This is a genomic window from Pannonibacter sp. CBAS1226 (assembly GCF_055685825.1).
Genome location: NZ_JBVOUO010000016.1, coordinates 17880 through 41960, shown reverse-complemented (window position 1 = coordinate 41960; position 24081 = coordinate 17880). Strand labels below are relative to the sequence as shown.

The window sequence follows — 24081 nt, the reverse complement described above, 5'->3', positions numbered from 1 at the left end:
TGCGAAACTATCCTGCGATTCCGGCATCGTCGCAAGAGATTTAAAGTTAACAAGTAGTTAACGGGACTGCCGGAGGGGCTGACAGAATATCGATTCATCCAAAGACTTCCGCATGTTAGCCCGGCTTTGTCCGCCGGCACCACTGAACGCGAAATGCAGATCTGCACCTCTTATCAACATCCTAGAACCCGGTTCCCAACCGGCGTTTGAGACGTATAGCGCCGATTCGGTAGAATCACTGGGTGCAAATCTGCACATAGCCACACGCAACACGAGATGATTTCCCTTCGCCTGACCAGTTCATGCGGAGATCACAATGCAGATTCTGAGCGTCTCGGCCAACCACTACGCAAGCAACCGCAACTACCTGAACCAGATGCACCGTCTTAGGGCCGCCGTGTTTGGCGACCGCCTGGAATGGGATGTCACGATTACGGACCAGGGAGAGCGGGATCAGTACGATGATCTCCACCCAACCTACATTCTGACGATCTCAACCGACCAGAAAGTCGTCGGCTGCGCGCGCCTGCTGCCTGCATCTGGCCCGACGATGCTGGAGCAGACATTCGCGCAACTGCTGGAGCGCGGTTCGCTCGACCCCCATGCCGCAATGGTCGAGAGCTCACGCTTCTGCGTCGACACGTCGCTTCAAGCGGGGAGGAGAGGTAGCCTCCATCACGTCACGCTCACCATGTTCGCCGGCATCATCGAATGGTCGATGGCGAACGGTTACAGCGAGATCGTCACCGCGACCGATCTTCGTTTTGAACGGATCCTGAAGCGTGCGGGCTGGCCAATGCACCGCCTCGGCAATCCGGTTGCGATCGGGAACACCGTCGCCGTCGCGGGCAGTCTGCCGGCTGATCGCGCCAGCTTCGAACAGGTCTGCCCGCCAGGATACCGCTCGGCAATCGTGCGCAACGGTTCCGGCCTCTTCAGGAGCGCCGCGTGACCCAACTCCGCTCCCATCCCCGCCTCGTGCGCAAACTCCAGGACGCCCTCGGCGACCAGCTCTGCATCGCACTCGACGACGCGACGGTCGTCGAGATCATGCTCAATCCCGACGGAAAGCTATTCATCGAACGGTTGGGGCACGGGGTCGCCCCGGCCGGCGCCATGAGCGCTGCCACGGCCGAAATCGTCATCGGCAGCGTCGCCCATGCGCTGCAATCGGAAGCAGACGATGAACGGCCGATCATTTCAGGCGAACTACCGATCGGTGGTCACAGGTTCGAGGGGTTGCTGCCGCCCGTGGTATCGGCGCCAGCGTTTACCATCCGGCGGCGAGCATCGCGGCTCATTCCGCTGGACGACTACGTGACATCGAAGGTGATGACCGAAGCGCAGGCCTCGGTTTTGCGAAGCGCGATCGCCTCGCGCATGAACATCGTCATCTCAGGCGGAACCGGGTCGGGAAAGACGACGCTTGCCAATGCCGTTATCGCCGAGATTGTCGCAACAGCCCCCGACGATCGCATGGTCATCCTGGAAGACACCGCCGAGATCCGGTGCTCGGCAGAAAATGCCGTGTCGCTTCACACCACCGACACGGTCGATATGGCCCGGCTGCTGAAAAGCACAATGCGTCTCAGACCCGACCGCATCATCGTCGGCGAGGTCCGGGACGGCGCGGCACTGACGCTGCTCAAGGCCTGGAACACCGGCCATCCCGGAGGCGTCACCACGATCCATTCCAATACGGCGATGTCAGCACTCCGCCGGCTGGAGCAGCTGACGGCGGAAGCGAGCCAGCAGCCGATGCAGGAGGTGATCGGCGAGGCCGTCGATCTGGTCGTTTCCATCGAGCGCACGGGCAAGGGCAGACGGGTCCGGGACGTGATCCATGTCGAGGGGTTCAGCAATGCCCGCTACCGGACCGAACACTACGCCCAGATTGATGAGGACAGCCATGCCGCATGAGACAAGGATAAATCTCGCCACCCTAGGCCTCGCCACCATCGCTTTAACCCTCGCAGAACCGGCACTGGCCTCCTCGGGCGGCGGCGGCCTGCCATGGGAGTCGCCGCTGCAGCAGATCCAGCAATCGATCACCGGACCCGTCGCCGGCTTTATTGCCCTGGCAGCCGTTGCCATCGCCGGCGGCATGCTGATCTTCGGTGGCGAACTGAATGATTTCGCGAGAAGGCTTTGCTACGTCGCCCTCGTCGGTGGGGTTCTGTTGGGCGCCACGCAGATCGTCGCCCTCTTCGGCGCGACCGGCGCCAGCATCGGCGAGGCCGAAGCGCGATCGGCGTCTCACATCACCGAGCCGACGCCAATGGATCGCCCGGAAGGGGAGGGGGCGCATGGCTGATGCCGGTTCGAACCTCTCCCGCTCGCGTGTGCATCGGGCGCTGTCGCGTCCGAACCTGCTGATGGGTGCCGACCGCGAGCTCGTGCTGCTCACGGCGCTTGCCGCCGTCATCCTGATCTTCGTCGTGCTGACCTGGTATGCGGCGCTGTTCGGCATCGCGATCTGGCTGATTGCAGTCGGGGCGTTGCGCATGATGGCGAAAGCCGATCCGCTGATGCGACGGGTCTATATCCGCCACATCTCTTACAAGGCGTTCTATCGCGCGACGTCGTCGCCCTGGCGCAAGTTCTGAGGGTTTTCGATGGTTGCCCTCAAAACCTTTCGCCATTCTGGGCCGTCCTTTGCCGATCTCGTGCCCTATGCCGGCCTGGTCGACAACGGCGTGATCCTGCTCAAGGACGGTTCGCTGATGGCCGGCTGGTATTTCGCCGGACCGGACAGCGAGAGCTCGACCGACGCCGAACGCAACGAGGTGTCGCGGCAGATCAACGCGATCCTGTCTCGGCTCGGCTCCGGATGGATGATTCAGGTCGAGGCGGTTCGCGTGCCGACGGATGATTATCCGGTCGATACCGATTGCCACTTCCCCGATCCGGTCACGCGGGCGATCGACGCCGAACGGCGGGCGCATTTCCAGAAGGAGAGGGGGCATTTCGAGAGCCGGCACGCACTGATCCTGACCTGGCGGCCGCCGGAGCCGCGGCGCGCGGGGCTGACCCGCTATATCTATTCGGATCCAGCCAGCCGCTCCGCCACCTATGCCGACAAGGCATTGGAGACGTTTCTGACCTCGATCCGCGAGGTCGAACAATATCTCGCCAATGTCGTGTCGGTCCGCCGGATGATGACGCGCGAGACCGAACAACGCGGCGGCTTCCGGGTCGCTCGCTATGACGAGCTCTTCCAGTTCATCCGCTTTTGCATTACCGGCGAGAACCACCCGGTCCGTCTTCCGGACATCCCGATGTATCTCGACTGGCTGGTGACGGCCGAGTTGCAGCACGGGCTGACACCGCTCGTCGAGAACCGTTTTCTCGGCGTCGTGGCGATCGATGGCCTGCCGGCCGAGAGCTGGCCGGGGATCCTCAACAGCCTCGACCTGATGCCGCTCACCTATCGCTGGTCATCGCGTTTCATCTTCCTCGATGCCGAGGAGGCAAGGGCAAGGCTCGAACGCACCCGCAAGAAATGGCAGCAGAAAGTCAGACCTTTCTTCGACCAGCTGTTTCAGACCCAGTCGCGCTCAGTCGATCAGGACGCCGTGTTGATGGTGGCCGAGACCGAGGACGCGATCGCCGAAGCCTCATCCCAGCTCGTCGCCTATGGCTATTACACGCCCGTGATCGTCCTCTTCGACGAGGACCAGTCTCGCCTCCAGGAGAAGTGCGAGGCGGTCCGCCGGCTGATCCAGGCGGAAGGTTTCGGTGCACGGATCGAAACGCTGAATGCGACCGATGCCTTTTTCGGCAGCCTGCCGGGCGTTTCCTATGCCAACATCCGCGAGCCGCTGATCAATACGCGCAATCTCGCCGATCTTATCCCGCTCAATAGCGTCTGGTCGGGAAGCCCAACGGCGCCTTGCCCCTTCTATCCGCCTGGCTCGCCGCCGCTGATGCAGGTTGCCTCGGGCTCGACACCGTTCCGGCTGAACCTGCATGTCAATGATGTCGGGCACACGCTGATCTTCGGGCCGACCGGCTCAGGCAAATCCACCTTGCTGGCACTGATCGCCGCGCAGTTCCGGCGCTACGCAGACGCGCAGGTCTTCGCCTTCGACAAGGGCGGCTCAATGCTGCCGCTGACGCTGGGGCTCAATGGCGATCACTACCAGATCGGCGGCGATTTCGCTTCTTCAGCGGAAGGCGAGGGGAGGGGACTCGCCTTCTGCCCGCTCGCCGAACTTTCGACCGATGGCGACCGCGCCTGGGCGTCGGAATGGATCGAGATCCTGGTGGCGCTGCAGGGTGTGACCCTCACGCCGGACTATCGCAACGCCATCTCCAGGCAGATCGGGCTGATGGCGGAATCGCGCGGCCGGTCGCTCTCCGATTTTGTATCCGGCGTCCAGATGCGCGAGATCAAGGACGCTCTGCACCACTACACCGTGGACGGTCCGATGGGCCAGCTTCTCGATGCCGAGGAAGACGGACTGGCGCTCGGTGCGTTCCAGTGCTTCGAGATCGAGGAACTGATGAACATGGGCGAGCGCAATCTCGTGCCGGTGCTGACCTACCTGTTCCGTCGCATCGAGAAACGTCTGACCGGTGCACCCAGCCTGATCATCCTCGACGAGGCCTGGCTGATGCTCGGCCATCCGGTTTTCCGCGACAAGATTCGTGAGTGGCTGAAGGTCCTGCGCAAGGCGAACTGCGCCGTCGTGCTCGCCACCCAGTCGATCTCAGATGCGGAGCGCTCGGGCATCATCGACGTACTGAAGGAATCCTGCCCGACAAAAATCTGCCTGCCGAATGGAGCTGCCCGCGAGCCCGGCACGCGAGAGTTCTATGAGCGCATCGGCTTCAACGAACGGCAGATCGAGATCGTCGCGACGGCGCTTCCAAAGCGCGAATACTACGTCGTCTCGCCCGAGGGCCGCAGACTCTTCGACATGGCGCTCGGCCCCGTCGCGCTCTCCTTTGTCGGGGCATCCGGCAAGGAAGATCTGAAGCGCATCCGCGCCCTGCATTCCGAACACGGGGCCACATGGCCTTGTCCTTGGCTCCAGCAAAGGGGGATCGCCCATGCCGAAACACTCTTCCCGGCCAAGTAAGGTGGCGTGCGCCACCTTTATGGCGGCTATTATGCTCTCCACGACTCTACCAGTCCCCGCTCAGGCCGGCGGCGTCACCGGGCAGGCGACCGAGTGGACACAGCTCGCCAACAATGCCGAGCTAGTCTCGCTGGTCGGCAAATCAGCGGAACAGGTGAACAACCAGATCACCCAGATCTCCCAGCTTGCCGAGCAGATCCAGAACCAGCTCAACATCTACAACAATCTCCTGCAGAACACGGCGCAGCTTCCGAACCACATCTGGGGCCAGGTCGAAAGCGACCTGAAGAGCCTGCAGGACGTCGTCGCGCAAGGACAGGGCGTCGCCTTCTCGATGGGCAATATCGATGACGTGCTGAAGCAGCGTTTCCAGAGTTTCTCGGAGATGAAGAGCAATCTGCCGGACGGGGCGAGCTTCTCCACGACCTACCATAATTGGTCCGACACCAATCGTGACACGATCGCCGGAGCGCTGAAGGCGGCGAACCTGACGGCCGACCAGTTCTCGAGCGAAGAGAGCACAATGTCGTCGCTGCGCTCGATGTCAGAATCGGCGGACGGCCAGATGAAGGCGCTGCAGGTCGGACACCAGATCGCCGCCCAACAGGTTGCGCAGATGCAGAAGTTGCGAGGCCTCGTGTCCCAGCAGATGACCATGATGGGCACGTGGTTCCAGTCCGAGCAGGCACAGAAGGACCTGGCGCAGGCGCGGCGGGAGCAGTTCTTCAGCGGGACCGAGCGTGACATCCGCAGCGGCCAGACGATGGAGCCCCGCTGGTGAGCCCGCGTCTGATTATCATCCTCGTATTGGCGGGCATCGCCGCACTCGGCGCCGGCATCGTCACCTGGAACGTGGTCCAGTCGCGTCCAGTGCCCGTGTCAGGATCGAGCGCGGTATCGACGCCACCTGCCTCCGAGGCAGAGCGCCGCGAACACCGGGAAAAGTTCTTCAGTGGCGATCCGGACCGCGACATCCGCGGTGGCCAGGAGATGAAGCCGCGATGGTAATCGTCCACCCCTCCCGAAAGCTGGAGCTCGTGTTCATTTCGATCGGTCTCATCCTGTTGGTTTCGACACCGGCGCTTGCCCAACAGGGATCGGTTCTAACCACACTGGAAAATTCCGTCGTCACGGCCGCCAAGGGCTGGGAGACGACAGTGATGAACGCGGCGCGTTCGCTGTTCTGGATCCTGGCTGGCATCGAGGTCGGGGTCGCCGCGGTTTGGCTGGCGATCAACGCCGCGTCACTTGACAGCTGGTTCGCCGAGCTCGTCCGGCGGATCATGTTCATCGGCCTCTTCGCCTTCATCCTCGACCAGGGTCCGTCCTTCGCGAAAGCCGTGGTCGATAGCCTCTACCAGATCGGCGCCGGCGGCGGCTCGGCCTCACCGGCAAACATTTTTGATGCCGGCATTCGGGTCGCGACAAAAATGTCCGAACAGGCGAAGTTCGGTTTGTGGGAAGACAATGCACTGGCGATCGCCGCGGTCTTCGCCATGGTCGTGGTCGTCGTCTCCTTCTCACTGGTTGCCGCGATTTTCGTCGCCGTCATGGTCGAGATGTATGTCGGCCTGCTCGCCGGCATGATCATGCTCGGTCTCGGCGGCTCGTCCTTCACCAAGGATTTTGCGGTCAAATATCTTGTCTATGCCTTCTCCGTCGGCATGAAACTGATGGCGCTGGTAATGATCGCCAAGATCGGCTCCGACATCCTGCTGGGGCTCGCCGAGGCGCCGACGGCCACCTCCGAGCAGTTCATCACCACGCTTGCGATCGCCGGCATCTCGGTGGTGGTCTTCGTCATCGCCATGTATGTGCCGCCGATCCTGCAGGGCGTGGTCCAGGGCGCCTCCATAGCCGGCGGCATGGAAGCGATCCGCCACGGCGGCCAGGCAGCGACCTTTGCAGCCGGCGGCGCTTTCCTCGGTGCGAGTGCTGCAACGAAAGGGGCGCAGACAGCGAGTTCGGCGCGGGCAGGGGGCTCGTCGATGGCGGGTGCAGCACTGCGCGGCATGGCGTCCGGTATTGGAAGCGCTGGATGGGCTGCCGGATCGGCAGCCAAGGATAAGGCGATCGCGTCTCCCGGTGCCTATGCCGGGTCACTGCTCGGGCTTGCCAACGCCAAGCTCGACCAGGCGCGTCAGCCGGGCCGACCAACATCGCCACCTCCGCCCCCACCCATCAACGAGAACAAGTAGCTGGAGGTTTATCCCCATGGCCGGACGCAATCCGCCAAATATTCCCCATATCGCCAATCCTTATCTCGCTGCGCGCAACGAATGGAACGAGCGCTATGGCTCCTATGTGAAGGCGGCCGCGGCCTGGCGCATCGTCGGCATCACGGGCATGACCATGGCGGTGATCGGCTTCACTTACGCACTTTATCAAAGCACGCAGGTGAAGCTCGTTCCCTATATCGTCGAGGTCGACAAGCTCGGAACGGCCTCCAATGCCGGCTTCCCGCAGCAGATCGAATATGCCGACCCGCGTGTGGTGCGCGCCACGCTCGGCAGCTTCGTCTCGAATTTCCGGAGCGTGACGCCGGATGCGGTGGTGCAGAAGCAATATATCGACCGGACGTATGCGCTACTCAGGACCTCGGACCCTGCAACAGAGAAGGTCAATGCCTGGTTCCGTTCCAATTCGCCCTTCGAGAAAGCGAAGACTGCGACGGTGGCGGTCGAGGTCAACAACATCGTCGCTCTATCGAACCAGTCCTATCAGGTTGACTGGACCGAATTCGAGCGCGACCGCCGCGGCAAGGAGACGGCCACCCGCCGCTTCCGCGGCATCGCAACCGTGACCCTCACGCCACCGCAGGACGAGGGCGTCATCCGTCTCAACCCCATCGGTCTCTATGTCAGGGACTTCGACTGGACTGCGCAGCTTTGAAAGGCATGGCCCGAACATGAATATCCGATTTGAGAATTATTCGGCCATGCTGACTGCCGGCGCCATCATATCGGCGGCGCTGGCGTTCTCCGCCCTTGCACATCTCGATGCAGTTGCGGCCGATGGCGTCACAGCCAATGAGGCGAAGGGCGTGAGCATCTCCGGCCAGTGGCGCGGATCGCGTGGTCTCGTGACCAAGGGCGCCGACGGCAAGGTGATCTTTCTTTACGGCGAGGTTCAGCCGTCGGTCGTCTGCTCACCTCTGCAGGTGTGCGACATCGAGCTTCAGGGAGGCGAGGTCGTTCGCGACGTACTCGTTGGCGACACTGTGCGGTGGAAGATCGAACCTGCCACATCAGGGGCGGCGGGCGGCCAGGCGATCCACTTGATCGTCAAGCCGTCTGAGCCCGGTCTCCTCACCTCGATGGTGGTGACGACATCACGGCGGACGTATCATATCCAGCTCAAATCGCATTCGAGCCAATATATGGCCCGCGTCGGCTTCGAATATCCGGAAGACGTTTCGGCGAAACTCGCCGACATCAATGCCCGCCTCGAGGCGAGCACCATACCCGGCGCCGGCGTTCCGGCCGAGCAGCTCAACTTCTCCTATTCGGTCTCAGGCAGGGCCGGCTGGCGGCCGACACGGGTCTACTCCGATGGCCTGAAAACCTACATCCAGTTCCCGCGCTCGATTTCCGGCCAGGATGCACCGGTTCTCTTCGTTACATCTGGCGGCCAGAACCGCATCGTCAACTACCGGATGAAGGGCGACATGATGGTGGTCGATTATCATGTCGATCGCGCGGTGCTCGTCTCCGGCGTCGGCTGGAAACAGGAGAAGGTGACGATCAGAAGGGGAGGGCAGTGATGCGAACCTTTGCCGACAATCTCCTCTTGCGCCCCATCCGCACCCTTGCCACAGCCTTCGCCCTCACCATACTCCTTTCCGGATGCCAGTCGTTGGGGACTAACGGTCTCGTCGCCAGCAACGCACCGGCGGAAATCTCCGGCCCGGCGGCAAGCGCCATCGCCGGCGATATGGTCAGCCGGCTTGCCGAGCAGATCGGCCCTGGCAAGGCGACCGTTGCGCTGAAGGCAGATACTTCACCCTTCGGGCAGGCTCTGGAGGCGGCGCTGAAAGGCTGGGGTTATGGCGTCGTAACGGACCAGAAGACGGACGACGGCACGAAGATCATCCCACTCGCCTATATGATCGTGCCCTTCGACGGACAAGTGCTGGCGCGTCTTTCGACCGATAATGTCGAACTTGGCCGCGCCTACACCGTGACTGCCAGCGGTGCTGCGCCTGCGAGCGCACTCTCGCTGATGCGACGTGGCTGAAGGGAAGCATCATGGTCCAATCCTTGCAACTCGGTGGCACAACAAATGCTGAGGCGGAATCAGGCATCAAGCGGATCAATCGCCTGCCGACTATAGTGGTGATCGTGCTGGTCATCGCTTTCCTGGGCGTGATTTTCTACGGGCTTTCCTCCCGTGGTCTCTACTTCGGAAAGGACAGCGGTCCCGAAACGAGCTCGGGCAATCCGGCCTCGACCTTCGCCGACCAGATCAAGCGCGGCGTGACGGACGGCATCATCGGCGAGCCGCAGCAACAGACCACGTTCCAGCCGACACCCGTCGAGACAAGACAGGACGAGAAGGCGAACAATCCCTTCACGCCGCAGCCGGGACAAAACCAGGAACAGCAGCGCGGGCAGGAGTTGGAAAACGAAGCGGTCTGGCGCGCCCGCCTCGAGCGCGAGCAGAGGGAGCAATACCTGCGCGAGCGCCATCGCCAGCGGATGGCTCGATTGCAGGCGAATGACGCGGCCTATGACGCGCCGCTCGCGATTGACCGTAGCAAGCTGGAGGCGAGGGCAGACGAGACAAACTCGGCAAGAACGACTACGAACGCTGCGTCATCGACGACCACCGACGCCACCTCGGATCTATATGCCGCCGCGTTGCGGGCCGGGCTCGGGGGGCAGAATGTCGATCCGAACGGACAGTCCTCCAAGGAGGACTTTTTCAACGCCGATCTCAAAGAACTCGGATATCTCCCCAATCGGGTCGTGCCTCAGCAATCACCGTATGAACTCAAGCGCGGTTCGGTCATTCCGGCGACGCTCATATCAGGCATCAATTCGGACCTTCCCGGTCGCATCACAGCCCAGGTAAGTCAGAATGTCTACGATAGCGCTACAGGGCATCGCCTGCTGATCCCGCAAGGAGCGAAGCTCTTCGGGCGCTACGACAGCAAGGTGTCGTTCGGGCAAAGTCGCGTTCTCGTCGTCTGGACCGATATCATCTTCCCTGATGGATCCACGCTACAGATTGGCGGGATGGCGGGCACGGACACGCAAGGGTACGGTGGCTTCCACGACAAGGTGAACAACCATTATTGGAGGACGTTCGGCTCAGCGGCGCTGATCGCGCTGATTGGAACCGGGATCGATGCGTCAATACCCGAAAGTTCGACGCTTGCCACGCAGGATACGGCATCAGATGCGGCAAGGCGGAATTTCGCGGAGAGCTTCGGTCGCTTCGCGGAGCAAACAATCAGTCGCAATTTCAATGTCCAGCCAACACTGAAGATTCGGCCCGGCTACAGGTTCAACGTTCTTGTAGATCAGGACATCATATTCCCAGGGACATACCGAACCTAGACTTCGACGGTCGGCAAGCCGTGCGTGGTCCATGGCCGGAAGTGGAAGGACCGTTCCCTTATGCGAGTTCAGACATTCACGGCGACTATCAAAATGCGCCGCGCCTCGGCAAGCGGCTGGACGCTTTAGCCGACCCGCTCCACGGCCAGCGTCGCCGCTGAAAACGACCTGATTAGCGTCTTCACAAAACCGTTGGGTCGAGCAAAACGTCCCAAACGCTGCGCTCAAGGATCACCTATCGACAATCAGTAAATCAAGAGCCGAAGCGTTCGCTGATTTTAGGGGCGGGCGAACGGGTCGGTGGTTCGAATCCTGTCAAGGCGATCGATGATTTTAGAGTTGCTTACTCATCGACCAAGAGGTGCGCTCGGCGATGAATTCCGCGAACGGTTTGACGTTCATATGGACGCTCGCCTGTTCGAGGCCGGCCAAATAAGTTGACCGATCCTCAACCCTAACCACTGCCCATGGAAAACCACCCGAGGCGAACATGGCATTCATCAGGAAGCGCGCCATCCGTCCGTTGCCGTCAGGATAGGGATGAACATAGCCTATCAACCAATGGCCAAGGACTGCCCTAACCGCCGGCTCGCTTTCCTTCTCCAGTAGATCGAACAGGGTCTCCATTCCATCCGGAACTGCTTCGGAACGCGGTGGTACATGCCATGATCCGCGGAGATATACAGGGTGGTTTCGATAGCCCGCGAGGGCGCTGGGTTTCAGGATACCTGCGGCTACGGAGGGACCGAACAGTTCGCGGTACCAATCCCTATGTTGCTTACGGATAACGGCTCCAGCCGGTGCACCGCGGAGAATCTCCGCAACAGATTCCTTCACGCTCTGAAATGCCTGCCAATAACCGCGTGCTGCCAGGGCGTCCCGGTTTTGCCTATCCTGCTGATCCACATCCGGATCCCACGTACCAGCGCGCACGCGATCAATGAGTTCCGGAGTAACGCTGTACCCTTCGATCGAAAGTGAATGGTATGCGTCGTTCTTGTATATGTCCTCGACCGATTTCATGAAAGCGACGGTGTCCGAGGGAAGTCCGGGTGCAGCAGGAAAAACATCGAGGACCGCCTGACGCTGGCTTTCCCATATAGCATTGAGACGCGCCACAATGGGAGATCCACCGACAGCTAAGGTGGATACTCGCTGGTTTTGATCGAACGGGTCGGTCTCTCTAACGTCGTACATCGCGCCTTTCATCGTTTTCAAGATATCGTCGGCGAACTCGCCTTTTCCTATGCGCCGAAACGCCCCGGCCAGACGGCCTGCCACGGCCGAATGCCCTCCGTCGAGTAATCGACCGAGGACACCCGGCACATCGCGCATGGAGTTCAGCACGATCTGGGCTTCGATAGGTGATCTTTTGAAAAACGCTTCAGCAACTTTTACCAGGGCGGCGTCCGCAGTATAGAACCTCAATCCGTTTTTCTCGACAAGATCCTCGCGCGGTGGCATTTGCTTGGTCTTGAGATCGTAGATGGATGTGCCAAAAAGCAGTGATAAATTGTTGCCCATTGCCTTTGGGCTGTTGACAATCACCTGGGGCGGAATCGCAGTTGCTTCTGCGTGGAGTAGCATCGATTGTTCCGGTGACAGATGCCATTCCCGTCCAAAGCGGTCGTTGCAGTAGAGGGAGCAGAACTCCCAGAATGAAGCGTACCAAAGGGTTGTGTCGCCGTCTTGGGACTGGGGTCCCGTTGACATTTGCCATCCGCGGATGACTTCTTGGAGAAATCCGCTCCGTGTAAGGCGCTCTCGGTGTAGTCGGCTGAACTCGTCGGACTTGAATATTCGACGCCCGCCATCCTGCAATGTTTTGAGGGCTTGCAGGGCGTCAGCCAACTTTTCATTTGGTGTAGCCATTTTGGTTCTCACGACCTCGGTGTTCTTGCGCAAACTCACAATGCCGCGTCTCATAAGGCAATGCCTGCATCATTGCACGTTTTTGATGTCGTTTATATGCGCGTTTTGAACGTCGACTCAATACACGTTCAAGGTGATGATTTAATAAACGTTTTTGATGATGAGTCATAACACGTCTTTGGTGTCGTGACTCATCACAGCATTTCGTGTCGAGCTAAGCAGCCTGCATCAAGATGCAAAGGTGAGTTGGTGGTGATTGGATTCTTACGGCAGGATCGAACATCGGCGAGCTATCCGCCGCCGTTGGCGGGCAGATGCTAGGCGGCTTGCCGCAACGGACCCGGTTGGTGCCTATTACGAGGCGCAGCGAAGAGCCGCCCGCAGCCGAGCGCAAGGTAATGTCGGTGAATACTGGCATTGGGCCAAGGTTGCCAGCGAAGTCGCCCGCATCGAACCGCATGCCGAGATGGACTTCGAGGTCGTCAAGGCGATTGCCGATCAGGAAAGCGCCGGTCGCCGCTAAACACCTGCATGGCGCGTGATGGAAAGAACGCCGGGTCGTGGCTGTCGCTGCGGAACCGGTGAAAGATCTGTGCCGGAAAAACCGCCTGGCCCTCCGAAGCAAACCAACCCCGCTCTTTATGGATGGCGTCCTGGACCAGGTCCGGATCTCCGTCGATCAACCCGTTGAGGGTCGGCTAGCAAGCTGCCGCCGCTCGGCTTCGCCTTCGCGGTGATCGCGACCGTCCCCGGTCCTTCGAGGAGCCATCGAGCGGGATCGGCCCGCTCCGGACGGAGGTTTCTCACATGGCACAGGATCTTGCACTCGCTCAACGCCACGCATTCGCACTTGCCCGCACTCTGATGGTCCCGGTCACGCTCTTCAGGTCCGGAAACGAGTTTGGCGTTCTCCCGAGCGACGAACTCGATGACGGCGAGGTCGAGACCATCGCCGAATTCGATCCCTTCGAATACGGGCCGGCTCATTGAGCCGGCTTTCCCCTTTTTAGGTGCCGCTTGCGAGCGGCAGGCGGCAAGGGAAGCTTCGCCGCGGCTGGCACGGCCAGCTCGGCAAGGTGCAGATCTGCACCTTGCCGGCCGCGCCCTTGCCCCCTTTGCTCTTCGCGGGCCGCCGGAAAGGGGTCCCGCAAACTGCGGGGAGAAAGGAAACGGACAAGAAGGGCGGACGTGCGAGCGCCGACAGAAAGCATGGAGAAAAAAGAACTGGAAGACTTGCGGGACCGTGTTCTCTGCGGCGTCGTGTTGGAGCAGTCCGGCTTTGCGGTCGACGTGAAGGAGAGCACCCGCAAGGCGGTCAAATATCGGCGCGGTGCGGAAATCGTCATCGTCATCCATGACGGGCGGGGTTGGTTCGATCCCCTGTCCGACGCGAAAGGCGACGTCTTCAGTCTCGCCGCGCATCTCGAAGGAGTGTCCTTCGTCGAAGCGCTCGACCAGGTCGCCGCATTGGTCGATTTTGTCGCCAAAGAGCCGGTGTGGACCCGAAAAGCTCGAGATCCCGTTCCGGCCGCGACCATCCCCGAGCGGTGGGCAAAACGCCGCAAGCCTTGGCGAGGGTCGATGACGTGGCGCTATCTGCGTGCTGAACGCTGCCTGCCGGAGACCATCATCCGTGCCGCCCTCCAAAGCGATGTGCTGCGGGAAGGTCCCTACGGCAGCATGTGGGCCGCCCATGTTGATGCCGATGGCGGCGTCACCGGCTGGGAGGAGCGCGGCCCCGACTGGCGTGGCTTCTCGACAGGAGGGTCAAAGGTTCTGTTCCGGTTCGGCGCCCTCGACGCCTCACGCCTCTGCGTCACCGAGGCGGCGATCGACGCCATGAGCCTGGCCGCGTTCGAAGGAATGCGAGAGGGAAGCCTCTATCTCAGCACAGGCGGGGGATGGTCGCCGACGACAGAAGCCGCGGTTCGCGTGCTCGCCGCGCGCCCCGGCGCGCAGCTCGTCGCCGCCACGGATGCCAACAGTCAGGGCGAGGCCTTTGCCGGCCGCCTGCGCGACATCGCAGAAGATGCCGGCTGCGACTGGTTCCGCCTGACGCCGCCGGCTGAGGACTGGAACGACGCATTGCAGGAGAGAAAAGGAGAAGAAAAGGAAAGAAGGGTGGGTAGGGGAGGCCTGCCGCATGCCCGCCGGCCGCGTCAAGGGTGAAGCTTCGCCCGGCTGAAGCCGGCCCTTGACCCGACCGGACGGAGAGGCGGCCGCGGGGGAGGGGTCAGGAAGGGCTGAAGAGAAGATGGAGTCATCGCCAAGATGAGCCGCGCTTCAGCCCGACGAGGCTGAAAGGAGCCCGCTCATGAACCTCTCTCCCATCCGTAAAGTCTATCAGGGCATCGCCGATCGCCGCCAGATGTTCCGCATGTTCGACCGTCATGCGCAGCGCCCGAACCGATGGGAGTGCGACGACAGTGCGCTTTATCGCGGCGAATGGTTCGAGATCGGGGAGGCTTGCCACGATTACATGTTCGAGATCCTGCCGCCCCTCTGGATGCGGGGTGAGATGTTCGCGATGCGCGAATTCCTCACCGGCTCGATCACCAGCATCTTTTTCACGCTGTCGATCGACGGGCGAATCCGGCACTTCCACGGTTATTGCGACCTCGCCGACAAGGGCTCGCCCCAGCGCATGCGCACGGCGATCATCGAGCGTGAATCCCGTCCTGTCCGGGCGATGACGCGCGAGGAGCGTCTGGAGCACATCTGGAGCAGCACGGCTGACGACTATCGCGGCTATGCCGGCGAGCGTTGGCCAGAGGATGATCGTGGCAAGCGCACGGTGATGTTCTTCGCCAGACCAGGCGGCACCACGCTCAAGGTGCTGGAGGATCTGACCGACGCGGAGGTCGCGGCGAAGCTGCCGGTCCATCTGCGTTACCTGCCCGACGCGATCGCAGCGTGAGGGAGAGCGGCATGTTCACCTTCTCCCTCACCGACATCGGCGCTGTGCTCGCCCGCGGTCGGGCCGACGCGGCCGCAAACGGCGGATTTCGCCTTCCGTATCAGGGAATATCCCCTGAAGCCGAGGCCAGAGCCGGCCTGTGGCTGGTCGGTGACGAGAGCGTATATGTTCTCTCGAACGGGCAACTCGCCGAGGGACAGCGTCCGCTCGTCATCTATGCCGAGGAGTGCGATCCGAAGACCAATCCGGATTACTGGCATTACAAGCGACGATATTTCGGTGGCGATGACGGGGTCGAATTCATCGACGCCGTCGAACTCGAAAAGCTCGTCCCGGCTCAGCCCGACGCGACGCATCTGCAGATCGTGATGGACGACGCGTCCATATCCATCAGCCTGATCCGCCGCTGACGCGGCGTTTGCCGCACCCTTCCAACAACTTCGCGACCGCCCCGCCCAGAGGCTCATCTCCAGCGGAACGATGGCGCTCGCCCCTTTTCCAAGGAGAGCATTTTCATGTCCAACGATCCATTTTCGCTTGATCCGTCTGGCACCCTCGACATGTTCGGGAATACAGCCCTGTCGTCCGGGCTCGGCCTTGGCGTCACGGCCTTCGGTGATTTTGCACCCGAGACGGCCCCCGAACCTGCGAATGACGACGATCCCGATCCGACGCCGCCGGCGCCCGCACCGGCGCTGCCGATCGCGCTGCCCCAGAGGTCAGCACCACGCCGGCAGGGCGACCGTGCAAACTTCTATTTCGATGTCGGCGAGGATCGCGGCCTTGCTGCGTCCTGGAAGGAACGCGCCAGATTGAACGTGGCGGCCATTTTGACCGCGAACGAGATCGAGCGGCACAACATTCCGGTCACGCGCGAGCATCAGAAGCGATTGATCCGCTTCACCGGCTTCGGCGCCTCCGAGCTGGCCAACGGCATGTTTCGCCGTCCGGGTGAAGTAGAGTTTCGGGACAGCTGGGACGATCTCGCCCGTTCGCTCGAAAGTGCCGTCTCGGAGAGCGACTATTCCAGCCTGTCGCGTTGCACGCAGTATGCGCATTTCACGCCGGAGCTCATCGTTCGCGCGATCTGGTCCGGATTGCTGCGCTTGGGCTGGCGCGGTGGTCGCGTGCTGGAACCGGGCATCGGCACGGGCCTGTTTCCGGCGCTGATGCCGAGGGTGTATCGCGACAACAGCTATGTCACCGGCGTCGAGCTCGATCCGGTCACGGCGCGCATCGTGCGGCTGCTTCAACCGAAAGCGCGGATTATCGAAGGGGATTTCGCGCGAACCGATCTCTCGCCGATCTACGATCTCGCCATCGGCAATCCACCGTTTTCCGATCGCACCGTGCGCTCCGACCGGCAATATCGCTCGCTTGGTCTCAGGCTGCATGATTATTTCATTGCCCGGTCGATCGACCTTTTGAAGCCCGGCGCCTTTGCGGCCTTCGTCACCAGTTCCGGCACGATGGACAAGGCCGACGCGACAGCCAGGGAGCATATCGCCAGGTCCGCCGACCTGATCGCGGCCATCCGCCTGCCCGAAGGCAGCTTCCGCCGGGACGCCGGTACGAACGTCGTGGTCGACATCCTGTTTTTCCGCAAGCGCAAGGTCGCCGAGCCGGAGGGCGACCTGTCGTGGCTCGATCTGGAGGAAGTACGTCCGGCGACAGAGGACGAAGGCGCTATCCGCGTCAATCGCTGGTTCGCCGAACATCCCGGCTTCGTGCTCGGCGCCCACGCGCTGACGTCAGGCCCCTTCGGCGAGACTTATACCTGCCGCGCTCGCGCCGGCGTCGAGCTCGAAACGGCACTGAAGGCCGTCATCTCTCTCCTTCCGGAAGACCTTTACGACGGCGAGCCGACCAAGATCGACATCGACCTGGAGGAGGAGCTCGGGGAGATCGTTGATCTTCGGCCCAGAAACGAGAAGGTTCGTGAAGGCAGCTTCTTCATCGACACCAGGCACGGCCTGATGCAGATGGTCGACGGTTCGCCGGTCCAGATCAAGGTGCGCAAGGGTCGCACTGGCGAAGGTCTGACGGAAAAGCACGTCCGCATCATCAGCAAGCTGATCCCGGTTAGGGATGCGGTGCGCGAGGTGCTGAAAGCGCAGGAGCAGGACCATCCCTGGAGGGATATGCAGGTCCGCCTGCGCATTGCCTGGTCGTCGTTCGTCCGCGACTTCGGTCCGATCAACCACACGACGGTTTCGATCTCGGAGGACGAGGAAACCGGCGAGGTCCGGGAAAGCCACCGCCGACCGAACCTTCAGCCCTTCCTCGACGATCCCGATTGCTGGCTGGTCGCTTCCATCGAGGACTACGACCTCGAAACGGATACGGCCAGACCGGGGCCGATCTTTTCCGAACGGGTGATCTCGCCGCCTGCCGCGCCGGTTATCACCAGCGCCGCTGATGCACTGGCGGTCGTGCTCAACGAGCGCGGCCGCGTCGATGTCGACCACATCGCCGAGCTGCTGCACCGCGATCCGGAGGTGGTGATCGCCGACCTCGGCGAGGCCATCTTCCGCGATCCGACCGACGGTTCGTGGCAAACGTCCGACGCCTACCTCTCCGGCCCGGTCCGCACCAAGCTTGCGGCCGCGGAGGCCGCCGCTGCGCTGGATCCTGCTTTCGAGCGTAATGTCGCGGCACTTCAGGAGGTTCAGCCGGCCGATCTGCGTCCGGCCGATATCACCGCACGCCTCGGTGCGCCGTGGATCCCGGCGTCCGATGTCGTCGCCTTCGTCAAGGAGATAATGGGGACAGACATCCGCATCCATCATATGCCGGAGCTTGGATCATGGACGGTCGAGGCCCGGCAGCTTGGTTACACTGCCGCAGGCACCTCCGAATGGGGCACCAGCCGCCGCCATGCCGGCGAACTTCTGGCAGATGCGCTGAACAGCCGCGTGCCGCAGATCTTCGACACCTTCAAGGACGCCGACGGCGAGCGCCGGGTGCTGAATGTCGTCGACACGGAAGCGGCCCGCGACAAGCTGCAGCGGATGAAGGAGGCGTTCCAGAATTGGGTCTGGTCAGACCCTGATCGCACCGACCGGTTGGCGCGGGTCTATAATGACCGCTTCAACAACATCGCGCCGCGCAAATTCGACGGCTCCCATCTGAATTTACCCGGCGCCTCTGGCGCCTTCGTTCTTTATGGGCATCAGAAACGCGGCATCTGGCGGATCATCTCCTCCGGCTCCACCTATCTCGCCCATGCCGTGGGTGCCGGCAAGACGATGACGATGGCAGCCGCCATCATGGAGCAGCGGAGGTTGGGCCTGATCGCCAAGGCGATGCTGGTCGTTCCCGGCCACTGCCTCGCACAGGCGGCACGCGAGTTCCTGGCGCTCTATCCCTCGGCGAACATCCTCGTCGCCGATGAGACCAACTTCACCAAAGACAAGCGTCAACGTTTCCTGTCGCGGGCTGCGACGGCTGTCTGGGATGCGATCATCATCACGCACTCCGCGTTCAGGTTCATCGGCGTGCCATCCGCCTTCGAACAACAGATGATCCACGACGAGCTGCAGCTCTACGAGGACCTGCTGACCAAAGTTGAAGACGAGGACCGGGTCTCCCGCAAGCGGCTCGAGCGGCTGAAAGAGGCCTTGCAGGAGCGGCTGGAATCTCTCTCCACCCGCAAGGACGATCTTCTGACCATCTCTGAAATCGGCGTCGACCAGATCGTCGTCGACGAGGCGCAGGAGTTCCGAAAACTCAGCTTCGCAACCAATATGTCGACGCTGAAGGGCATCGATCCAAACGGTTCGCAGAAGGCCTGGGACCTCTATGTGAAATCCCGTTACATCGAGACGAAGAATCCGGGCCGGCCGCTCGTGCTTGCCTCCGGCACCCCGATCACCAACACGCTCGGCGAGATGTTTTCGATCCAGCGCCTGCTCGGCTACGAGGCCTTGCGTGAGCGCGGGCTTCACGAGTTCGACGCCTGGGCGAGCAATTTCGGGGATGAACGCACCGAACTGGAGCTTCAGCCATCCGGCAAATACAAGCCGGTCAGCCGCTTCGCCAGTTTCGTCAACGTCCCCGAACTGATTGCTATGTTTCGGGCCTTCGCCGACGTGGTGATGCCGGAGGATCTTAAAGCGCACGTCAGGGTGCCGGAGATCGCGACGGGCAAGCGGCAAATCCTGACCGCCGCGCCAACGCCTGCCTTCAAAGCCTACCAGCAGATCCTCGAAACCCGCATCAAGGCGATCGAGATGCGCGAGGGGCCGGTGCAGCCCGGTGACGACATCCTGCTGTCCGTCATTACCGACGGCCGCCATGCCGCGATCGACCTCCGCCTGGTCATGCCGGCCATGGATGACGAGGCGGAGAACAAGCTCAATCTCCTCGTCCGCAATGCCTTCCGTATCTGGAAGGAAACTTCGGAGAACAGCTATCTGCGCCCGGACGGCAAAGCCTACGACCTGCCCGGCGCCGCGCAGATGATCTTTTCCGATCTTGGCACGATCAATGTCGAGAAGACCCGTGGCTTCTCGGCTTATCGATGGATCCGCGACGAATTGATCCGCATGGGCGTGCCGGCGACCGAAATCGCCTTCATGCAGGATTACAAGAAGACCGAGGCGAAGCAGCGCCTGTTCGGCGACGTCCGCGCCGGCAAGGTCCGCTTCCTGATCGGCAGTTCCGAAACGATGGGCACCGGCGTCAACGCCCAGCTTCGCCTGAAGGCCCTGCATCATCTCGATGTGCCGTGGTTGCCGTCGCAGATCGAGCAGCGGGAGGGCCGCATCGTGCGTCAGGGCAACCAGCACGACGAGGTCGATATCTATGCTTACGCCACGCAGGGAAGCCTCGACGCGACGATGTGGCAGCAGAACGAGCGCAAGGCCCGGTTCATCGCCGCGGCACTCTCTGGCGATACCTCCATCCGCCGGCTCGAAGATCTGAACGAAGGTCAGGCGAACCAGTTCGCCATGGCCAAGGCGATTGCCAGTGGTGACGAGCGCCTGATGCAGAAAGCGGGCCTGGAAGCCGATATTGCCCGACTTGAGCGCCTGCGCGCCGCCCATGACGACGACCTGTTCGCCGTGCGCCGGCAGCTTCGCGATGCCGAGCGTGAGATCGAGACGGCAAACCGCCGTATCGGCGAAATCGGCCAGGACATCGAACGGCTGGTTCCGACCTCCGGCGATGCCTTCACCATGACCGTGATGGGCAAGCCATACACGGAGCGGAAGGATGCCGGTCGGGCGTTGATGAAGGAGATCCTCACCCTCGTCCAGCTCGGACAAGAGGGCGAGGTTCACATCGCGTCGATCGGCGGCTTTGATATCACCTATGAAGGCGAGCGCTTCGGCCGGGGTGACAACTACCACTACCAGACCCTGCTTCAGCGCACCGGCGCGGATTATGAGATCGATCTGCCGGTGACCGTCACGCCGCTTGGGGCCATCTCCCGCCTCGAGCATGCACTCGGCGGGTTCGAAGAGGAGCAGGAACGTTATCGCCTGAGGTTGGATGAGTACCAGCGGCGGCTTTCCTCCTACCAGTCGCGTCAGGGTGGCACCTTCGCCTTTGCCGACGAACTGGCTGAGAAGCGCCAGAAGTTGCGTGAGGTCGAGGAGGCGCTGGCGAAGTCTGCGCGCGGTGATGCCGAGGCCGAGGAAATTGCCGCTTAGCACGTTTCTGACGTGGCTTCTGACCTTGCCCTGTCTCGCTCTCGAAGGATAAGGATGGGCAACGCAGGAGCGCCTCAACGGAGAGCGGAAATCTGCTGTCAAGGATGCCAGGATCAGTCAATGGCGTGGATAGAATATTCGAAACTCGGCTTCTGCGACGCACTACCCGAGGAAATTCGCGGGACGATCGAGATGATGGCGCCGCAATTCCTTGCCGAAGCCTGGCCCGTGCGGTTTGTCGCGCTGCTGTCGATGTTGGAGGAGATCACAGCTCAGGTGGAAGAGGCTGGTCGTCCGTTTGTCGTCAACAATTGGGTGATCATCGTCAGCGGCTTGCTGGAACATCTGCCACGCGATCTGTCGTCGCCTGAATGCCTGGCCCTGATGCGCCACAGCGCCCTCGAGTCATTCCGGCAAAGTGCTATGCGAGAGTCACCGTGCGTGGACCAGCACGATGAACTCTTGCGGAGCAAATATCCGCAGTGGTCGGTAGTCGAGGACTTCCTCCGGGAATATGAAACATGGGCTGCGAAACAATCGCTGATAAAACCCCACTAGCAGTGATACGGATACGCAGACAGGCAAGGTCAAGTGGTTCCGACGTCTTCCTGCACCTGAGCAATAAAGCCGATCCCGCCTGCCCGGTAATTCAGCCCGGCTTTGCGCCTTCAGTATGTGGTGGAGTGCAAGGACAGCACGGTCACAGCTAAGGATGTCCGCTCTTTATCGGCCACCATGCCCGGCATGGAGACGGATATCAACGACGAATCCGAGAGGGGATAAATCCCTACACCATGGGCCAGGCAGAACCTGCAGGCGCCTTCGATTGTCCGTGCTGCCTCGCGTTTCCCTCACCCGTCTGAAAAAGTAAGAGGAGGAAAGCAAGGAGAAAACCCTTTCGCAGACCGGTCGACCCGTCGCCGCTGGCGCTCAACCGCCCCCTCCTCATCCCTGCCGGTCGTTCTCGCAAGGCTTCGCCCCGCTCGCCCTGACCGGCAGGGCCGCTCGGGCGCAGTTGCGCCGGTCTGCCCGCCCTGCGGTCCGGGAGATGTCTTCGGAAAGAACTGAAGGCGGACAAGAGCCGGCGATGTGCCGGTTCCGAAACCCCGGAAGGAGCAAATCCCATGCAGATCCTCAAACTCGATCCCCGCGCGCTGAAGGACAATCCCGACGACGCGCGCCGTTCCAAATCGTCGCCGCAGGCCGACGCACTGCTTCTGGCGACGGTGAAGGCGGTCGGCATCATCCAGCCGCCCATCGTATCGCCGCAGACGGATGGTGGGAACGGCTATATCATCCAGGCTGGCCATCGCCGTGTCCGGCAGGCGATCGTCGCCGGCCTCGAGGAAATCGAGGTGATCGTCCGCGAGGCGGCCAACGATAACGGTGCCATGCGTTCGATGGTCGAGAACATCGCGAGAGAACCTCTCAACGGGGTGGACCAGTGGCGCGGCATAGAACGGCTCGTTGCGCTGGGCTGGACGGAGGAAGGGATCGGCGTTGCGCTCGCCCTGCCGGTTCGCCAGATCAGGAAACTCAGGCTACTCGCCAATGTGCTGCCGGCCATGCTCGACCATATGGCGCTCGGTGACATGCCGAACGAGCAGCAGCTCCGCACCATCGCCGCAGCCTCGCTCGACGAACAGAAAGAGGTGTGGAAGGCGCACAAGCCGAAGAAGAACGAGCGGGCGGACTGGTACAATATCTCCCGGGCGCTCTCGAAGACGCGCATGTATGCGAAGGATGCGAGCTTCGGTGACGATCTCGCCGCCGCCTACGGCATCGAGTGGGTAGAGGACCTGTTTTCGCCGGCTGACGAAGACACGCGCTATACCACCAATGTCGAGGCTTTCCTTGGCGCCCAGCAGGAATGGATGACCAACAACCTTCCGAAGAAGGGCTCGATCGTCGAGGTCAACAACTGGGGTCAACCGGAACTGCCGAAGAAGGCCGAACGCGTTTACGGCAAGCCTTCGAAGTCCGACCATGTGGCCATGTATCTCGACCGCGACGGCAAGGTGCAGTCAGTTGCTTTCCGCATGCCGGAGGACAGGCAAGCGAAGGGCAAGTCCGGCGTCTCCGCGACAGGCGGGCAGGGCGATGTCCATGACGGCAGGATCATCGACACGCCGAAGCCGCGTCCCGACGTCACGCAGAAGGGCCATGACATGATCGGTGCTTTCCGCACCGACGCCCTGCACGAGGCGCTCGGCCGCGCGCCGATCGAGGACGACATGCTCATGGCCTTGCTCGTTCTCGCTTTTGCCGGCCAGAATGTCCGCGTCGACTCTGGCTCCAACGACGCCGTGTTCGGACCGAAGCGTTTCCGGCGCCATGCCGCACGTCTGTTTTCCCAGGACGGAAAGCTCGCCTTCGATACGGAGACGGTGCGCGTCGCCGCCCGCTCCATGTTGATCGACGTCCTGTCGTGCAGGCGCGGCATGTCGAACAGCGGTGTCGTTTCCCGCATCGCCGGTGAAGCCATCGGCGCCGACGGGTATCTCACGAACATGGGCTCGGAAGATTTCCTGTTGTGCCTGTCGCGGCAGGCACTGGAAGCGGCGGCGAAGGAGGCCAATGTGCTCCCCCGCCAGAAGGTGCGGGAAACCCGTGCGGCCCTGGTCGACCACTTCAAGGAAGGTCATTTCGTTCATTCGTTGGCGCTTTTCGCGCCCGATCCGAATGATGTCGCCGATCTGATCAAGCATGCCGACACCCTCGACGACGAGGAAGCCCAGGTTGACGCCGCAGAGGATGGCCTCGACGCGCCCGTTGAGGGCGCCGCGGTCGATACGGAGACGGGTGGAGATACTGGTGAAGGCGCTCCGGGCGGTGGCCGCCCCGCCGCTGAAGGTGACGGTCTCGGTCCGTTCGAAGGCGGGGACGATCTGCCCGACACCTTCGACGATGCTCCGGCGACAACCGATCCCGACGATGAGCAGGCCGCCTATCGCGTCGCGGCGGAATAGCCGCACGCCCCACTTTCCTTC

At 61.9% G+C, this 24081-nt stretch carries 21 protein-coding genes; 20 read left to right on the top strand and 1 reads right to left on the bottom strand.

From position 1 onward, the window contains the following. The first annotated feature begins 316 nt into the window (after positions 1-316). From traI to trbI, 12 genes are read left to right on the top strand one after another with little or no spacing between them, the layout of a single operon-like run. On the top strand, positions 317-952 hold the full coding sequence (gene traI, locus AC0CMF_RS23995) for an acyl-homoserine-lactone synthase (RefSeq protein ID WP_097142915.1): 636 nt from the start codon (positions 317-319) through the stop codon (positions 950-952). After that, positions 949-1920 carry a P-type conjugative transfer ATPase TrbB gene (trbB, locus tag AC0CMF_RS23990; protein WP_064334923.1) on the top strand — a complete coding sequence of 324 codons (972 nt, stop codon included), beginning with the start codon at positions 949-951 and terminating at the stop codon, positions 1918-1920. The genes traI and trbB overlap by 4 nt, the downstream gene beginning before the upstream one ends. Then, a complete protein-coding gene (trbC, locus tag AC0CMF_RS23985; RefSeq protein ID WP_097142914.1) occupies positions 1910-2314 on the top strand; it encodes a conjugal transfer pilin TrbC in 405 nt (134 codons plus the stop codon). Before trbB ends, trbC begins: the two co-directional genes overlap by 11 nt. Then, positions 2307-2606: a conjugal transfer protein TrbD gene (locus AC0CMF_RS23980; RefSeq protein ID WP_097142913.1), complete on the top strand. Its 300-nt coding sequence runs from the start codon at positions 2307-2309 to the stop codon at positions 2604-2606. The genes trbC and AC0CMF_RS23980 overlap by 8 nt, the downstream gene beginning before the upstream one ends. Before the next feature lie 9 nt (positions 2607-2615). Beyond that, positions 2616-5084 carry a conjugal transfer protein TrbE gene (locus tag AC0CMF_RS23975; RefSeq protein ID WP_097142912.1) on the top strand — a complete coding sequence of 823 codons (2469 nt, stop codon included), beginning with the start codon at positions 2616-2618 and terminating at the stop codon, positions 5082-5084. Beyond that, positions 5056-5865, top strand: a complete 810-nt coding sequence (gene trbJ, locus AC0CMF_RS23970) for a P-type conjugative transfer protein TrbJ (protein WP_097142911.1) — start codon at positions 5056-5058, stop codon at positions 5863-5865. The genes AC0CMF_RS23975 and trbJ overlap by 29 nt, the downstream gene beginning before the upstream one ends. After that, the gene (gene trbK, locus AC0CMF_RS23965) at positions 5862-6092 is read left to right on the top strand and encodes an entry exclusion protein TrbK (protein WP_097142910.1); all 231 of its coding nucleotides are present in this window, start codon (positions 5862-5864) and stop codon (positions 6090-6092) included. Before trbJ ends, trbK begins: the two co-directional genes overlap by 4 nt. Next, on the top strand, positions 6086-7282 hold the full coding sequence (trbL, locus tag AC0CMF_RS23960) for a P-type conjugative transfer protein TrbL (protein ID WP_097142909.1): 1197 nt from the start codon (positions 6086-6088) through the stop codon (positions 7280-7282). Before trbK ends, trbL begins: the two co-directional genes overlap by 7 nt. A 16-nt stretch (positions 7283-7298) precedes the next feature. Further along, positions 7299-7976: a conjugal transfer protein TrbF gene (locus tag AC0CMF_RS23955; protein WP_097142908.1), complete on the top strand. Its 678-nt coding sequence runs from the start codon at positions 7299-7301 to the stop codon at positions 7974-7976. Between the two features lie 16 nt (positions 7977-7992). Then, the gene (gene trbG, locus AC0CMF_RS23950) at positions 7993-8847 is read left to right on the top strand and encodes a P-type conjugative transfer protein TrbG (protein ID WP_097142907.1); all 855 of its coding nucleotides are present in this window, start codon (positions 7993-7995) and stop codon (positions 8845-8847) included. Next, positions 8847-9320, top strand: coding sequence for a conjugal transfer protein TrbH (trbH, locus tag AC0CMF_RS23945; RefSeq protein WP_097142906.1), 474 nt, complete (start codon positions 8847-8849; stop codon positions 9318-9320). The genes trbG and trbH overlap by 1 nt, the downstream gene beginning before the upstream one ends. 11 nt (positions 9321-9331) lie before the next feature. Beyond that, positions 9332-10645: an IncP-type conjugal transfer protein TrbI gene (gene trbI, locus AC0CMF_RS23940; protein ID WP_472482498.1), complete on the top strand. Its 1314-nt coding sequence runs from the start codon at positions 9332-9334 to the stop codon at positions 10643-10645. A gap of 333 nt (positions 10646-10978) precedes the next feature. Here the strand turns inward: trbI and AC0CMF_RS23935 are convergent, their stop codons facing one another. Then, positions 10979-12517: a Fic family protein gene (locus AC0CMF_RS23935; RefSeq protein ID WP_472482497.1), complete on the bottom strand. Its 1539-nt coding sequence runs from the start codon at positions 12515-12517 to the stop codon at positions 10979-10981. A gap of 256 nt (positions 12518-12773) precedes the next feature. Between AC0CMF_RS23935 and AC0CMF_RS23930 the strand changes: the two genes are divergently transcribed. The 8 genes from AC0CMF_RS23930 to AC0CMF_RS23895 all read left to right on the top strand — a co-directional run bounded on the left by AC0CMF_RS23930 (position 12774) and on the right by AC0CMF_RS23895 (position 24060). After that, positions 12774-13040, top strand: a complete 267-nt coding sequence (locus AC0CMF_RS23930) for a hypothetical protein (protein ID WP_245337580.1) — start codon at positions 12774-12776, stop codon at positions 13038-13040. A 284-nt stretch (positions 13041-13324) separates the two neighbouring features. Beyond that, positions 13325-13507 carry a hypothetical protein gene (locus AC0CMF_RS23925; protein WP_003501420.1) on the top strand — a complete coding sequence of 61 codons (183 nt, stop codon included), beginning with the start codon at positions 13325-13327 and terminating at the stop codon, positions 13505-13507. 219 nt (positions 13508-13726) lie between these two features. Continuing rightward, a complete protein-coding gene (locus AC0CMF_RS23920) occupies positions 13727-14686 on the top strand; it encodes a DUF3991 and toprim domain-containing protein (protein ID WP_097143024.1) in 960 nt (319 codons plus the stop codon). A gap of 145 nt (positions 14687-14831) precedes the next feature. Next, positions 14832-15434, top strand: a complete 603-nt coding sequence (locus AC0CMF_RS23915) for a DUF1419 domain-containing protein (RefSeq protein ID WP_064334936.1) — start codon at positions 14832-14834, stop codon at positions 15432-15434. A gap of 11 nt (positions 15435-15445) precedes the next feature. Then, complete coding sequence (locus tag AC0CMF_RS23910; RefSeq protein ID WP_097143025.1) at positions 15446-15844, top strand: DUF3085 domain-containing protein; 399 nt, start codon at positions 15446-15448, stop codon at positions 15842-15844. 105 nt (positions 15845-15949) lie between these two features. Next, on the top strand, positions 15950-21091 hold the full coding sequence (locus tag AC0CMF_RS23905; protein WP_472482496.1) for a DEAD/DEAH box helicase family protein: 5142 nt from the start codon (positions 15950-15952) through the stop codon (positions 21089-21091). 120 nt (positions 21092-21211) lie between these two features. Beyond that, positions 21212-21649 carry a hypothetical protein gene (locus AC0CMF_RS23900; RefSeq protein WP_097143027.1) on the top strand — a complete coding sequence of 146 codons (438 nt, stop codon included), beginning with the start codon at positions 21212-21214 and terminating at the stop codon, positions 21647-21649. A gap of 566 nt (positions 21650-22215) precedes the next feature. After that, positions 22216-24060 (top strand): ParB/RepB/Spo0J family partition protein, encoded by a 1845-nt coding sequence (locus tag AC0CMF_RS23895; RefSeq protein WP_097143028.1) that lies wholly within the window; start codon positions 22216-22218, stop codon positions 24058-24060. The last annotated feature ends 21 nt before the right edge of the window (positions 24061-24081 follow it).